A 14,218-nucleotide genomic window follows, 5' to 3' on the forward strand; every position below is an offset into this window, starting at 1 on the left:
GGGTAAAAATGGGGGGGTTTTAATTTTTTTGTGGGGCCCCGGGTTTACGGGGTAACCCCCCCCCCCGCAAAACCCCGGGTCCCACAGACGTTATGCTTTTACAGGGTTTGTGTCTTGGCCCGCGCAGGCTTGCTGATCGCTATCGCCAACAGTGCCGCTATCACGCACAGCGCTCCGGCCAGGAAGAACGACGGCGTATAGCTGGCCAGCAGAGTGCGCATCAGACCGGCGCCATAAGCCGCAAAGGCGGCGCCGAGTTGGTGCCCTGCGAAGATCCAGCCGAAGATGATATTGGCTTTTTCCGGGCCAAAACGGGCGGCGGTCAGTTTCACGGTTGGCGGTACGGTGGCGATCCAGTCAAGGCCATAGAGCACGGCAAAGATCGACAGACCGAAAATCTGGAAGTCGATAAAAGGAAGCATCATCAGCGACACGCCGCGCAGCCCGTAGTACCAGAACAGCAGCCAGCGATTGTCGAAGCGGTCCGACAGCCAGCCGGAGCCGATGGTGCCGAAGAAGTCGAAGATGCCCATCAGCGCCAGAACGCCTGCGGCGGCGGTGGCGGCAAGGCCGAAGTCGCCGCACATGCTGATGAAGTGGGTCTGGATCAACCCCGAGGTGCTCGCGCCGCAGATAAAGAAGGTGGCGAACAGCACCCAGAAGGTGATGGATTTCGACACTTCACCCAGCACCACCAGTGGCGTCCACAACAACGCGGCAAGGCTGGTGGCTTTGGCCGGAGCCGGCACCGGATCGCTGTCGCCATATAGCGGCAGGCCCAGATCCACGGGGCGGTCACGCATCAAGGCAAACACCACCACCATGGCCAGCAGCAGCGCGCCGCAGATAAAGCCCATCGCCGTGCGCCAGCCGTAGACTTCGGTCAGCCGCGCCAGCAACGGCAGGAACACCAGTTGCCCGGTGGCGGAACTGGCGGCGAGCAAGCCGATGATCAGCCCGCGCCTGGCCGAAAACCAACGGGTGGCCACAGTGGCGCCGAGGACCATGGCCGTCAGCCCGGTGCCCAGACCCACCACCACGCCCCACAGCAGCACCAGTTGCCAGAACTGCTGCATGTACAGCGAAGCACCCAGGCCGACGATGACAATGCCCAGGGCAGTGATCATCACCCGACGCATCCCGAAGTAGTTCATGAAGGCGGCGGCAAATGGCCCCATCAAGCCGAACAGCAGAAAGCGAATGGCCAGGGCCGAGGAGATTTGCGCAGTGTTCCAGTCGAATTCCTTTTGCAGCGGCACGATAAAGACACCCGGCGCGCCGACGGCTCCGGCCATGACCAGCATGGTCAGGAAGGTGACGGCGGCGATGACCCAACTGTAGTGAATTTTGCGACGGGCCAAGGATTCGGCCAGCAGGGGAGAAAGCATCGGGATGTCCTGTTGAGCTGTTGATAAAGCCCGTTAAGGCTTTTATTTATAGTTAAGATGGCTAACAGGTCAACATATAAAGTAACAAATGATTTAGGTCAATCATCTGTTATCACGCGGTGGCGGTGAATGCCGGTGTTTCTATCAGATCAGTTTGTCACATCCGGAACGGCTTGCGCTGGTCTGAGCAAGGCTGTGCCTATTTGCGGCGAGGCCAGCAAATACGGGGCTACCGCCTCGACGCTGAGGGGCCGGGCAAACAGGTATCCCTGCAGCAGATGGCAGCCCAGTTCGCGCAATTGCTGCATTTGCGCTCTGGTTTCTACGCCTTCGGCGACGATTTCCAGCCCCAGATTTTTGGCCAGGCCGATGGCGGTGGCGCAAATTTCCAGGTCCTTGGCGCTCTTGCCGATATCCCGGACAAAGCTGCGATCGAGCTTGAACGCATGCACCGGCAGTACTCGCAGATAGCCCAGAGAGGAGTAACCGGTGCCGAAGTCGTCGATGGACAGGCGCACACCCAGTTTGCGCAAGGCGCCAAGACGTTCAATGGAGCGCTCGGGGTCCTGCATCAGCACCGACTCGGTGATTTCCAGTTCCAGATCGTCCCCCCTAAGGCCCGCACGGCCCAGGGCATCGCTGACGGTCGCTTCCAGATCCTTGACCAGTAATTGCTGGGCGGACAGATTGACCGCCACCTTGAGGCCGCTGAAACCCATGGCGTGCCAGCATGCCAGTTGCTGGCAGGCGGTATCGATGACCCAGGCGCCGATGGCGGTGATGCTGCCTGTGGATTCGGCCAGGGGGATGAACTTGTCCGGCATGACCAGCCCATAGACCGGATGCTGCCAGCGAATCAGTGCTTCCATACATACGGTGCGGCCGTCAGCGGAAGCCACCTGGGGTTGATAGCAGAGGAAGAACTGCTCTTTTTCCAGGGCATCTTTCAGAGCGCTTTCGAAGTCGATGCGCTGTTGCAGATTCTCTTTCAGGGACGGGTCGAAGATGCGGATATGGCCGGGCCCGGAGCTTTTCGCATCATGCAGGGCCAGTTCTGCGGCGGCGAGGATATCCTCCACGGTCTGGCCATCGTCCGGAAACACGCTGATGCCGGTGTTGAGGGTGATCTTGATGATCCGGTCGGCCACCTCGAAAGGCGGCTCCAGTGCCTCGACCAGCTTGTCATAGATCAGCGCCACGCCGTACTGCTCGGTCAGGCCGCTGGCGCCAACCATGAAGCTGCCGCCGTCGAGGCGGGCGATCAGGTCACTGTCGCGGAAAGCCAATTGCAGACGCTCGGCGACTTCGATCAACAACTGATCTCCGGCCTTGTGCCCACGCATGCCATTGATGACACCCAGACGGTCGAGGTCGAACATCAATACGGCAAGTCGGGTCTGGTTCAGCAGGTTGTGTTCCAGCAGTCCGTACAAGCGATTGACGGCACCGGCGCGGTTGGGCAGGTCGGTCAACGGGTCGTTGTGCAGTACATGCTCGAAGCGCTGATTGGCCAGAGTGTGTTTTTTCACTGCATTTTCCAGCGCGCTGGAGATGCGCAACGCTTCGGCCCGACGGTTGCGGGCTTCGCTACGGATCAGCAGGGGTAACGCGGCAGCGAGAAAGGTGAAGCCGAAACCGGAGAGATACGGCAGCTTCAGCAGGCCGATGTCGGACAGCCAGGTCAGGGCGCAAGTCACGAACATGATACTGATGGCTGTACAGACGAGGCGACTCCACAGCAGTCCGGCAAGGCCGCTGATACGAACCGAGAAAATCAGGCTGTAGAGCAATACTGCAAGGTTGAGCAGCCGCAATAGTTGGCAGGCGACAGTGGACGGGCCGGAAAGAATGCCGAGCTGTTCACCCCAGAGCATCCGGGTCGGGCCCGAAGCGTAAAGCGCGCTGAAGCGGTAGCCAAGCGGGCAGGTGAAGTTGTCGATGATCACCAATGACACCAGCCCCATGACCACCCGGGCGGCGATGAGCGAATGTTTTTTTGCGTCCAGGGCTGCAACCAGATAGAGGGTCAGGGGGGTGATCAGCAGTCCGAACAGATTCATCCAGCGATGGGCTGCAAGCGCTGTTCCCTGATCTGGCGCGGCGTATTGCAGGGCACCGCAGAACTGGTAAAGCGCAAATGTCATGCAGACGGCCGACAACACCCAACAGGCTCGTACAAAAGGCGTGCTATGGGCCATGAGCGCCGCATGCAGCGACGCCAGGCCCAGCACGCCTACGGAAATGAGGTAAAACATCACGGTCGGCGCATTCATCTGTGTGCTTCGTTCCTTGTCGAGGCCGAGATCCGTTGGGGATCCATCCCTGTATTGTGCGCCGGTTGAATGGCGCCATTATTTTGCCAGTATTTTTTTCAAGCTGTTACTACTATCTGTCGGAACGGCGTGTTTAACCTTCTGAGGCTTGCAACTTGTCCAGCGTCAAGCGGTCTCACCCGGGCTTTGACGTCTGGCGTCATGCAGGGTCTCCGGTCAGTTTGCGACCGGTTCGTTGTCCTTTCTGCGGGCTATCTGCTTCATGCGTTCATCCGTTCGCTGCACCTCCTTGTGCCTCACTGCTTTATTAACGTTGTTCAGCCATTGCGCCCTGGCGGATGGCGAGCGGCAACTGCTACAGAACATCAACGCTTATCGGGCCCATCCTGATCGCTGTGATGGCAGCTATGCCCAGGCGTTGCCGCCACTGGCACTGAAGTCCAGCCTGGCGCTGCCGGTGGACTACGATGGCGGCCTGCGTGATGGGTTGAAGGCGGCCGGTTATCAGGCCGCCCTGGTACAGACCATTCATCTGGTGGGTGCCCATGACGTCGAGTCAGCGTTTAACTTGCTGCATCGCGACTATTGCGACTCGATGCTTGATGGTCAGTACGCCGATATCGGCGTAAGCCGTGCAGGTAGCCAGTGGCGCGTGGTGCTGGCGCGACCGCAAATCGACCCGCATATGGGCAATCAGCAGACCGCTGACAAAGTCTTGCTGGCCATGGTCAACAGTGCGCGCTCCCGCCCACGCCTGTGCGGTTACCAGCGTTTCGCCGCCGCCCGGCCCCTGACCTGGAGCGCCGCTCTGGGCACTGCCGCCGAAGGCCATAGCCGCGCCATGGCCCGTGACAACTACTTCGCCCACCAGGGACTGAGCGGTGACTCCCCCGGCGACCGGGCCAGGGCGGCAGGCTACCGGGGACGCAATATCGGCGAGAACATCGCCGCCGGGCAGGGCTCGCCCAGCGACGCCATGCAAGGCTGGCTGGCCAGCCCCGGGCATTGCGCCAACCTGATGAGCCCGCAGTTCACCCAGGTCGGCGCCGGTTTCGCCAATAACGCCCGCAGTGACAAGGGCATCTACTGGACCATGCTGTTTGGTGCGCCCTGATCTCCATCGTACGTGGCTGATAACATGTGAAAGCTTGGAAATGGTCTTAAATGATCTGGACGACGCATGACGTTGTGCCTGCAATGGGCTGTGACCTTTCGGTCTTGTATTTGCCACCAGGGGAGTCTCACCGTGTCCATCAAATTACGTTTGCTCTTGTTGATTGGCACCAGCGTCTGTGCTGCCTTGATCATTGGTCTGGTTAACTATGTCGGCAACAGCCGGATGGCGGAGGCTACCCATGACAGTGAGACCAGCATGACGGTGCTGCGTAATCATCTCGAAGCCGACATGATGCATGACGCTCTGCGGGCCGATGTGTTGTCAGCGATGCTGGTGGGCCTGGGCAAAAGCGACAGCAGCAAGACCGAGGTCCATGCTTCACTGAACGAGCATGCGGGGCATTTTCGTGAAGTCCTGGGTGAAAACCTCAAGCAGCCGGTCAACGATGCCATCAAGTCCGCCTTGAATGCGGTCAAACCCAGCCTGGATACCTATATCAGCAGCGCTGAGCGGATCGTCGGCATCGCCCTGGATAACCCCGACGCCGCGCAACGGGACCTGGGTTCGTTCAGCAAAGCGTTCAGCCAGCTGGAAGACCAGATGGCTGAACTCAGCAAGTTGATCGAGGACAACGCGCAAAACAGCAGCGCTGCGACCCAGAGTGCAATTCATACCGCCAACCTGACCCTGGGCGTCGTGCTGGTGATCGGCATACTGTTGCTGATCGCCCAGGGCCGCTGGGTCATCCGTAGCATCATGACGCCGCTGAACACCGCCAGCCGGATCGCCGAAAGCATCGCCCACGGCCATCTCAACGAGCCGATTGCCGAACCCGCGCAACGAGACGAAGCCGGCATGTTGATTCGTAGTCTGGCGACCATGCAACGCGACCTGCGCGGCATGATCGAAGTGGTGCGGCGCAATGCCCAGGGTGTCAGTGGTGTCAGCCAGCAGCTGAGCAGCGGCTGTCATGAAGTTGCCGGCAGCAGCCAGCAACAGAGCATCGCGGCGAACACCATGGCGGCGGCGGCCAGTGAAATGACCTCCAGCATCGAGGAGATCACCCGTCATGCCGAGCGGGCCCTGAACATGGCCAACCAGGCTGAAGCTCTGGCCAAGAATGGCGGGCAGATCATTCATCAGGTAGTCAGCGACATGGGCGGCATTGCCCGCTCGGCGCAACAGTCGGCCCAGGTGATCCGTACTTTGGACAAGGAGTCCGAAGGGATTTACAGCATCATCCAGGTGATCAAGGGCATCGCCGAGCAAACCAATCTGCTGGCGCTGAACGCCGCTATCGAAGCCGCTCGCGCCGGAGAGCAGGGTCGCGGTTTTGCTGTGGTCGCCGATGAGGTTCGCAGCCTGGCCGGACGTACCAGCGCCTCTACCCAGGAAATTGCCAGTATGGTCTCACGCATCCAGCAAAGCACCCGCGAGGCGGTCACCAGCATGGAAGCGGGGGTGGTTCAAGTCGATAAGGGCATGGCCGTGACGGCCGATGTCGAGCGAGCAATCCGCGAGATCCTTGATGCGACCCTGAACACCACGCAACTGGTCAATGACATCAGCCGCACCATCAGCGAGCAGAGCCTGGCCAGCAACGAAATTGCCCATCAAGTGGAGTTGATTGCCGGGATGTCCGAGGGCAACAGCCGAACCATCGGCCAGACCGCAGCCACTACTGACGAACTGGCCAGCCTCGCCGGGCAACTGGCACAGTCGGTGGACCGGTTTCATCTCTGATGCCAGGGGGAATCTGTGGGGCCGTCTTTAACCGGGAATACGCTTTCCCGGCTAAAGACGGCCCCACATTTTATCCCTGTGTTTGTTGGTTCAGCGCGCCGCGCTGCGCACATCCCGCCTTACCGCCTGGGGCGGTACGCCAAAACCGCGGATAAACACTTCGCGCATATGGCGGCGGTCGCGAAAGCCGGTTTCCCGGGCGATGACATCCAATGAGTGACGACTCTGCTCAATCATCAGCCGCGCTGCTTCCAGGCGCAGGCCCTCGATGGCTTTGGCCGGGGACTGGCCGGTTTCGGCGGTAAACACCCGGGTGAACTGACGGGGGCTCATATGCACGCTTTCGGCCAGATCCTCCACCTTGAGCGCGGTGGCGAGGTTTTGCCGCGCATAGTCCAGGGCGTTCTGGATGCGGTCTGACTTGGCCGACAGGTCGAGCATTTCCGAATGCTGGCTCTGGCCTCCCGAGCGGCGCTGGTGCATGACCAGTTTGCGCGCCACCGAGCGGGCCAGATCGCTGCCCAGGTCCTTCTCGACCATTCCCAGAGCCAGGTCGAGCCCGGCGGTCATGCCCGCAGACGTCCAGATCGCACCATCGACGATAAAGATCCGGTCTTCCTCGACCGCGATATCAGGAAAGCGCCGTTGCAGAGCCGGGGCATATACCCAGTGCGTGGTAGCGCGACGGCCATCCAGCAAACCGGCCGCAGCCAGGGTGAAACCGCCGGTACAAATACCGGCCGTGCGCCGAGCCTGTGCGCCTGCCAGGCGCACGAAGGCCAGGGTTTCGTCTGATGGCGGGCCGTCCAGGGGGTTGTCCACGCCCGCAATTATCCAGGTATCGGCCAGGCTGGGGGCCTGCACTGCTTTGGTGTCGATACTCATGCCCAAGGATGAACGCACCGCGCCGCCCTCCAGGGAAAAGGTCTCGATGGTATAGAAAGGTTCGACGGCGACCTTGTTGGCGAATTCGAACACCGCCTGGGTGGCCACCGCCATCACCTGGAAGTTATCGGTCAGTAGATAGCAGATACGGTGCATGGCAACTCCTGTGTCTCGAATCACTACCCTATACGTCGTTTCGGTCATGGTCAAATAGCCGCATCATGGCGCCATCACCCAGTACTTCCACACAGGAACCATGACCATGAAACTGACAGCCAACACCATCTTCATCACCGGCGGCACCTCGGGCATCGGCCGTGGCCTGGCCGAAGCTTTCCACCGCCTGGGCAACCAGGTCATCATCGCCGGTCGCCGCAAGGCACTGCTGGACGAAGTGGCCAAGGCCAACCCCGGCATCGATACCATCGAGCTGGATATCAACGACGCGGCGCAGATCAAGGCCGTTGCACAGGAAGTCATCCGCCGTCACCCGACCCTCAACGTGGTGATCAATAACGCCGGGATCATGCCGTTCGACAACCCGGCGTCCGGCGAGCTGGACGATGCCCAGGCGGTCGGCCTGCTGGAAACCAACCTGCTGGGCCCGGTACGGGTCAGCGCCGCCTTCGTCGAACACCTGAAGAAACAGCCGCAGTCCTATCTGATCAATAACAGCTCGGTACTGGCTTTTATCCCGATTGCAGTCACGGCGTTGTACTCGGCAACCAAGGCGGCCATTCACTCCTACACCCTGTCGCAACGCTTCATGCTGCGTGACAGCAGCGTCAGCGTGCTGGAAATCGCGCCACCATGGGTCGACACCGACCTGATCCACAAGAGCGGTGACCCGCGCTCCATGCCACTGGATGTGTTTATCGCCCAAACCCTGGAAAAACTGGCGACCGATACAACCGAAGTGTTCGTCGACGGCATCGCGCCGTTGCGCGCAAATGTCGGCCCGAACGAATACGGACTGATCGCGCAGTTCAACCAGTCGCTGATCGATAATCCGATTCCACTCGGTTGATGCGTTGACGGATGTTGGAGCGAGGCTTGCCCACGAACAGTTAGACGCGTGGTGTCAGACGAACCGCGTCAATCAGTTCGCGGGCAAGCCTCGATCCAACTATCGCATCGTCAAGAAGTGACAGTATCCGCTCGCACCGCCGCCCGAATTGCTTCCAGCAACATCCGGCACGCCGGATTGTCGTTATCGCTGCGCCAGGCCAGGTGCAGTTCGCTTTGCACGCCCTCGTCCAGTTCGATGGCGCGAAAGGTCACGTCCTTGAACACTACCGAGGTGGCGCAACGCGGCACCAACGCCAGACCCATGCCTGCGTTGACCAAAGCCAGGATGGTCAATGACGAACCCAGCCATTGCACATACTCCGGCGCCACCTGGGCCGAGCGGAACATGCCGGTGAGCAGTTCGTTGAATGGCGGATAGGCCGAATGGGAGTACATCAGAAAGGGCACGCCGTTGAGATCGCGTACGCCGACCGACTCGGCACTGGCCAAGGGGTGGCTGCTGGGCACAGCGAGAATAAAGGGTTCCCGCACCAGACATTCACTCTCATAGCCCGGCTGGAACAGCGGCGCGCGAACGATACCCAGGTCAATGCGCCGAGCGCGTAGCGCTTCGTGTTGCTGATGGGTGTTCATTTCGGTCAGGGAGATCTTCACGTGAGGCTGGTTGAGCCGCGCCTCAGTGATGACTTTGGGCAGAAATTCATACACCGCACTGCCGACAAAACTGATGCTTACCGAACCGATATCACCTTCGGCAAAGCGCCGAGCGGCGAGGGCGGCCTGTTGCGCGCGCTCGAGCAGGCTCTGGGCTTCGATGAAGAACGCCCGGCCGGCAGCGGTCAAGGCCACGCTGCGCGTGCTGCGGGTAAACAGCTCGACACCGAGATTGTGTTCCAGTAACTGGATCTGCCGGCTCAAGGGGGGTTGAGTCATATTCAGGCGCTCGGCAGCGCGACGGAAATTCAATTCCGTGGCAACAGTGGTAAAGCAGCGCAGCTGGGCAAGTTCGAACATTGATATATTCCAGGTATCAATCAAGTGCCAATCTAGATTAGACGGGAACAATCTCGGCGTCCATCATCGACTCATCCCTATAAAAACCAACAACGGGAGTCGCCCCTTGAATAACGTCCCTGGCACGTCAGCCGGTGCAGCGCCTGATTCGGTGCTGGCCCGGGCCGCCGCGAAAGTGAAGCGTCATGTGTTACCCCTGTTTGTGGTGATGTTCATCGTCAACTACATCGACCGGGTCAACATCGGCTTCGTCCGCACCCATCTGCAAACCGATCTGGGCATAGGCGCCGCGGCCTATGGCTTGGGCGCCGGCCTGTTCTTCGTCGGGTACGCGCTGTTTGAAGTCCCCTCCAACATGCTCTTGCAACGCTTCGGTGCCCGCGCCTGGCTGACCCGGATCATGTTCACCTGGGGCGCGGCGGCTATGGCCATGGCATTTGTCCGTGGCGAAACCAGCTTCTATATCCTGCGTTTTATCCTCGGCGCGGCGGAGGCGGGCTTCTTCCCAGGCATCATTTATTACTTCACCCAATGGCTGCCTTCCTCCGAACGCGGCAAGGCCATGGCCGTCTTCCTCAGCGGTTCGGCGATTGCCTCGGTGATTTCCGGCCCGGTTTCAGGGGCGCTATTGAGCGTCGAGGGTCTGAACCTGCATGGCTGGCAGTGGATGTTCCTGATCGAAGGCTTCGCCTCCATCGCGCTTTGCGGTTTTGTCTGGTTCTGGTTGCAGTCCCATCCCCGGGAAGCCAAATGGCTCAGCGACGATGAAACACTTGCCCTGACCCAGGCCATCGACGAAGAGCAGCGGGCCCGGGAAGCAGCGCAAACGGTACGGCCGTCGATGTTCAAATTGCTCGCGGATCGGCAGATTCTGTTGTTCTGTTTCATCTATTTCTCCATTGCCCTGACCATCTACGGCGCGACCTTCTGGCTGCCCAGCATGATCAAGAAAATGGGCAGCCTCAGTGATTTCCAGGTCGGCCTGTTCAACTCGGTGCCGTGGATCATTTCCATCGTCGCCATGTACGGCTTTGCTGCCCTGGCCGCGCGCTTCAAGCATCAACAGGCCTGGGTCGCGGTGACCCTGGTGATTGCCGCCTTTGGTATGTTCATGTCCACCACCGGCGGGCCGATCTTCGCTTTTATCGCCATCTGTTTTGCCGCCATCGGCTTCAAGGCCGCCTCCGCTTTGTTTTGGCCTATCCCCCAGGGCTATCTGGACGCGCGCATTGCTGCTGCGGTGATCGCCCTGATCAACTCCATCGGCAACCTGGGCGGCTTCGTGGCACCGGCAACTTTTGGCTTCCTGGAGCAGACCACCGGCTCCATTCAAGGCGGCCTTTATGGCCTGGCCGCCACTTCGCTGCTGGCTGCGGTGGTGATCTTCTTTGCCCGCACGACGCCGAGAGGTGAACCGCGCCGCCCGCTTCTGGCTGAGTCCGACACGACCGTACTCAGCGCACCTTCCAGCCCAAAACCCTGATTGACCGGGAGCATTCTTTTGAAAATCACACGTGTAACAGTCACGCCAATCGCTTTCCGTGATCCGCCGTTACTCAACGCCAGCGGCATCCACGAACCCTTTGCCTTGCGTTCGATCATCGAAGTGGAAAGCGACAACGGTTATATCGGCCTGGGCGAGAGCTATGGCGACGCCCCGGCCCTGGCGATCCAGCAACAACTGCAAAGCCAGCTGATCGGCCTCGACCCGTTCGACCTCAATAAGCTGCGGCGTATCGTTCAGGCTACGGTTGCTGCTCATAAGCCTGCGAGCCTGGCCGGTGCCGAACTGGCCCCCGGTTCCCATGCCAGCAAGGCGGTGAGCAATGCCTATTCGGCCTTCGAGGTCGCCTTCCTCGATCTGCAGGCTCGGTCAATGAACCTGCCGCTGGTGGATCTTTTGGGCGGTGCCGTGCGCGATCGGGTGCCGTTCAGTGCCTACCTGTTCTTCAAGTATGCCGAGCACGCCCAGTCACCCTACGCGCCGGACAGCTGGGGCGAGGCGCTGAGCGAAGAGCAGATCGTCGCCCAGGCCCGGCGCATGATCGAGACCTATGGCTTCAAGAGCATCAAGCTCAAGGCCGGGGCCCTGGCGCCGGAACATGAGGTGTCGTGCATCAAGGCGCTGAAGAAGGCCTTCCCCGGCTATCCGCTGCGTATCGATCCTAATGGCAACTGGTCTCTGGAAACCTCGATCCGCATGGCCGAACTGCTCGGCGACGATTTGCAGTACTACGAGGACCCGACCCCTGGGCTGGACGGGATGGCCGAGCTGCATAAGCGTACCGGCCTGCCCCTGGCGACCAATATGGTGGTGACCGACTTCGACGAATTCCGCCGCAGCGTGGCGCAGAACAGCGTGCAGATCGTCCTTGCCGACCATCATTACTGGGGCGGCCTGCGCGATACCCAGGCATTGGCGAAGATGTGCGAGACCTTTGGTCTCGGTGTGTCGATGCATTCCAATTCGCATCTGGGCATCAGCCTGATGGCCATGACCCATGTCGCCGCCGCCGTGCCGAATCTGGATTTCGCCTGCGACACCCACTATCCGTGGCAGGAGCCTGACGAAGAAGTGATCAAGGGCGGCAAGCTGCCCATCGTTGACGGCTGCGTGCACCTGACCCGCGAGCCAGGGCTGGGGCTTGAGCTGGATTATGACCAGTTGGGCAAGCTCAATGACCAGTTCCTCAGCTGCGGGATTCGTCAGCGTGACGATGTGAAGCAGATGCAGAAGTACAAGCCGGAGTGGAAGGCAGTCAAGCCGCGTTATTGAGCCGCGACCATCGTGGGACCGGATTCAGCCGGGAAGACATTTTAACGGGCTATACACGTGTCGATCCTGACTGCGCCTTCCCGGCTAAAGCCGGTCCCACCTATACGATCAGGAGAGGAAACCGCCATCCACATTCAGCGCCACACCCGTGGTGTAGCTCGATGCATCGCTGGCCAGGTACAACACGGCGCCAGCCATTTCGCTGGGGTCGGCCACGCGTTGCAGGGGGATCTGCGCCAGGGCGGTCTTGAGGATGGCGTCGTTCTTGACCAGTGCCGAGGCGAATTTGGTGTCGGTCAGGCCCGGCAGCAGGGCGTTGCAGCGGATGCCGAACGCGGCGCACTCCTTGGCGAAGACCTTGGTCATATTGATCACTGCGGCCTTGGTCACCGAGTAGATGCCCTGGAATACGCCGGGGGACACGCCGTTGATCGAGGCCACGTTGATGATGCTGCCGCCGCCGTTGTCGCGCATCAGCTTGCCGGCTTCCACCGACATGAAGAAATACCCGCGGATATTCACGTCCACGGTCTTCTGGAAGGCGCCGAGATCGGTGTCCAGTACGTTGCAGAACTGCGGGTTGGTCGCGGCGTTGTTGACCAGAATATCCAGGCGGCCGAACTGTTCGCGGATCTGCGCGAAGACGCTGCTGATCTGTTCCATTTCGCCGATATGGCAGGCAATAGCCGTGGCCTGGCCACCGGCGGCGATGATGGCGTCAGCCACTTGCTGGCAGCCGTCGATCTTGCGACTGGACACGATCACGTGAGCGCCCTGTTGCGCCAGCAGTTTAGCGATGGCTTCACCGATACCGCGGCTGGCACCGGAAACGAAGGCGATCTTGCCGTCGAGGTCGAACAGTTGGGTCTTGGACATGTTGTCTTCCTTATAGGTCGCAATCAGAGACTGGATTTGCCGATCACTTGCAGGGCCATGTGTTCGAGCAGTTTATTCATGTGAATGAACTGGGCGAAACGCTTGTCCTGGGTCTGGCCGTGGAAAAAACGGTAGTAGATCTGCTGCACGATGCCGGCCAGGCGGAACAGGCCGTAGGTGTAATAGAAGTCGAAGTTGTCGATTTCGATCCCCGAGCGCTCGGCGTAGTAGTCGACGAACTGGCGGCGGGTAAGCATGCCCGGCGCGTGGCTGGGCTGACGGCGCATCAATTGTACCGGCGCCGGGTCATCGGCCTCGATCCAGTAGGCCAGAGTATTGCCCAGGTCCATCAACGGATCGCCCAGAGTGGTCAGCTCCCAGTCGAGCACGCCGATAATCTGCATCGGGTTGGCCGGATCGAGGATCACGTTGTCGAAGCGGTAATCGTTGTGGACGATGCTGGAGACAGGGTGGTCGGCGGGCATTTTTTCCAACAGCCAGTCGCGTACCTTGTCCCAGGCCGGGGCGTCCGGGGTCAGAGCCTTGGCGTAACGGTCGCTCCAGCCGCTGATCTGCCGGGCCACATAACCCTCGGGTTTGCCCAGGTCGGCGAGGCCACAGGCGCTGTAATCAACCCGGTGCAGCTCGACGAAGCGATCGATGAAGCTCTTGCACAGCGCCTCGGTCTGCCCGGCATCGAGGTTCAGCTCGGCGGGCAATTCGGCGCGCAGGATGATGCCCTTGACCCGTTCCATGACATAGAACTCTGCGCCGATCACTGACTCGTCGGTGCAGTGCACATACGCCTTGGGGCAATAGGGGAAAGCGTCGCGCAACTGGTTGAGGATACGGTACTCGCGGCCCATGTCATGGGCGGACTTGGCCTTGTGGCCGAACGGCGGGCGGCGCAGGACGAATTCCTGTTCGGGGTATTGCAGCAGATAGGTCAGGTTCGACGCACCGCCGGGAAACTGGCTGATCGCCGGGCTGCCGCTCAGGCCGGGAATGTGCGCCTTGATATAGGGATCGATGAGAGCTGTGTCGAGTTCTTCGCCGCTACGGATCTGAGTGGACTGGTCGGTGAGCGCCATGCTTATCCCTTCTACTTATTATGGAG

General features: G+C 60.4%; 11 protein-coding genes and 1 pseudogene. 6 read left to right on the top strand and 6 right to left on the bottom strand.

What is annotated here, in order from left to right; genetic code table 11:
- Positions 1–98: 98 nt before the first annotated feature.
- Positions 99–1,388 (bottom strand): MFS transporter, encoded by a 1,290-nt coding sequence (locus ACCD02_RS08335; RefSeq protein WP_413300289.1) that lies wholly within the window; start codon positions 1,386–1,388, stop codon positions 99–101.
- A 149-nt stretch (positions 1,389–1,537) separates the two neighbouring features.
- A complete protein-coding gene (locus ACCD02_RS08340; RefSeq protein ID WP_413300291.1) occupies positions 1,538–3,661 on the bottom strand; it encodes a putative bifunctional diguanylate cyclase/phosphodiesterase in 2,124 nt (707 codons plus the stop codon).
- A gap of 262 nt (positions 3,662–3,923) precedes the next feature.
- On the opposite strand from ACCD02_RS08340, the gene ACCD02_RS08345 reads away from it, so the two are divergent.
- The 3 genes and pseudogenes from ACCD02_RS08345 to ACCD02_RS08355 all read left to right on the top strand — a co-directional run bounded on the left by ACCD02_RS08345 (position 3,924) and on the right by ACCD02_RS08355 (position 6,521).
- Entirely contained in the window at positions 3,924–4,775 is an 852-nt protein-coding gene (locus ACCD02_RS08345; RefSeq protein ID WP_413300293.1) for a CAP domain-containing protein, read from the top strand.
- A 66-nt stretch (positions 4,776–4,841) separates the two neighbouring features.
- Positions 4,842–5,663 (top strand): annotated as a pseudogene (locus ACCD02_RS08350) (HAMP domain-containing protein); the annotation flags it as partial.
- Between the two features lie 132 nt (positions 5,664–5,795).
- On the top strand, positions 5,796–6,521 hold the full coding sequence (locus tag ACCD02_RS08355) for a methyl-accepting chemotaxis protein (protein ID WP_413300824.1): 726 nt from the start codon (positions 5,796–5,798) through the stop codon (positions 6,519–6,521).
- Positions 6,522–6,611: 90 nt separating this feature from the next.
- Here the strand turns inward: ACCD02_RS08355 and ACCD02_RS08360 are convergent, their stop codons facing one another.
- Positions 6,612–7,562: a GlxA family transcriptional regulator gene (locus ACCD02_RS08360; RefSeq protein ID WP_413300295.1), complete on the bottom strand. Its 951-nt coding sequence runs from the start codon at positions 7,560–7,562 to the stop codon at positions 6,612–6,614.
- Between the two features lie 106 nt (positions 7,563–7,668).
- On the opposite strand from ACCD02_RS08360, the gene ACCD02_RS08365 reads away from it, so the two are divergent.
- On the top strand, positions 7,669–8,433 hold the full coding sequence (locus tag ACCD02_RS08365; RefSeq protein WP_413300297.1) for an SDR family oxidoreductase: 765 nt from the start codon (positions 7,669–7,671) through the stop codon (positions 8,431–8,433).
- Between the two features lie 110 nt (positions 8,434–8,543).
- Here ACCD02_RS08365 and ACCD02_RS08370 read toward each other — a convergent pair whose 3' ends face one another.
- A complete protein-coding gene (locus ACCD02_RS08370; RefSeq protein ID WP_413300299.1) occupies positions 8,544–9,449 on the bottom strand; it encodes a LysR substrate-binding domain-containing protein in 906 nt (301 codons plus the stop codon).
- Between the two features lie 151 nt (positions 9,450–9,600).
- Here ACCD02_RS08370 and ACCD02_RS08375 point away from each other — a divergent pair, with 151 nt between their 5' ends.
- Positions 9,601–10,932 (top strand): MFS transporter, encoded by a 1,332-nt coding sequence (locus tag ACCD02_RS08375; RefSeq protein WP_413300826.1) that lies wholly within the window; start codon positions 9,601–9,603, stop codon positions 10,930–10,932.
- Positions 10,933–10,950: 18 nt separating this feature from the next.
- Positions 10,951–12,225: a glucarate dehydratase family protein gene (locus tag ACCD02_RS08380; RefSeq protein WP_413300301.1), complete on the top strand. Its 1,275-nt coding sequence runs from the start codon at positions 10,951–10,953 to the stop codon at positions 12,223–12,225.
- Between the two features lie 108 nt (positions 12,226–12,333).
- Here ACCD02_RS08380 and ACCD02_RS08385 read toward each other — a convergent pair whose 3' ends face one another.
- Together ACCD02_RS08385 and ACCD02_RS08390 are read right to left on the bottom strand one after the other, a co-directional pair.
- Positions 12,334–13,101, bottom strand: coding sequence for an SDR family oxidoreductase (locus ACCD02_RS08385; protein WP_413300303.1), 768 nt, complete (start codon positions 13,099–13,101; stop codon positions 12,334–12,336).
- Between the two features lie 23 nt (positions 13,102–13,124).
- Positions 13,125–14,192, bottom strand: coding sequence for a phosphotransferase family protein (locus ACCD02_RS08390; protein ID WP_413300305.1), 1,068 nt, complete (start codon positions 14,190–14,192; stop codon positions 13,125–13,127).
- Positions 14,193–14,218: the final 26 nt, after the last annotated feature.

It is taken from the genome of Pseudomonas sp. Pseusp88 (assembly GCF_047303955.1).
Lineage (GTDB): Bacteria > Pseudomonadota > Gammaproteobacteria > Pseudomonadales > Pseudomonadaceae > Aquipseudomonas.

Bases quoted from the DNA above. Each gene is read 5' to 3' on its own strand.
- ACCD02_RS08335 (WP_413300289.1), bottom strand. From the start codon at position 1,388: ATGCTTTCTCCCCTGCTGGCCGAATCCTTGGCCCGTCGCAAAATTCAC.
- ACCD02_RS08340 (WP_413300291.1), bottom strand. From the start codon at position 3,661: ATGAATGCGCCGACCGTGATGTTTTACCTCATTTCCGTAGGCGTGCTG.
- ACCD02_RS08345 (WP_413300293.1), top strand. From the start codon at position 3,924: ATGCGTTCATCCGTTCGCTGCACCTCCTTGTGCCTCACTGCTTTATTA.
- ACCD02_RS08355 (WP_413300824.1), top strand. From the start codon at position 5,796: ATGGCGGCGGCGGCCAGTGAAATGACCTCCAGCATCGAGGAGATCACC.
- ACCD02_RS08360 (WP_413300295.1), bottom strand. From the start codon at position 7,562: ATGCACCGTATCTGCTATCTACTGACCGATAACTTCCAGGTGATGGCG.
- ACCD02_RS08365 (WP_413300297.1), top strand. From the start codon at position 7,669: ATGAAACTGACAGCCAACACCATCTTCATCACCGGCGGCACCTCGGGC.
- ACCD02_RS08370 (WP_413300299.1), bottom strand. From the start codon at position 9,449: ATGTTCGAACTTGCCCAGCTGCGCTGCTTTACCACTGTTGCCACGGAA.
- ACCD02_RS08385 (WP_413300303.1), bottom strand. From the start codon at position 13,101: ATGTCCAAGACCCAACTGTTCGACCTCGACGGCAAGATCGCCTTCGTT.
- ACCD02_RS08390 (WP_413300305.1), bottom strand. From the start codon at position 14,192: ATGGCGCTCACCGACCAGTCCACTCAGATCCGTAGCGGCGAAGAACTC.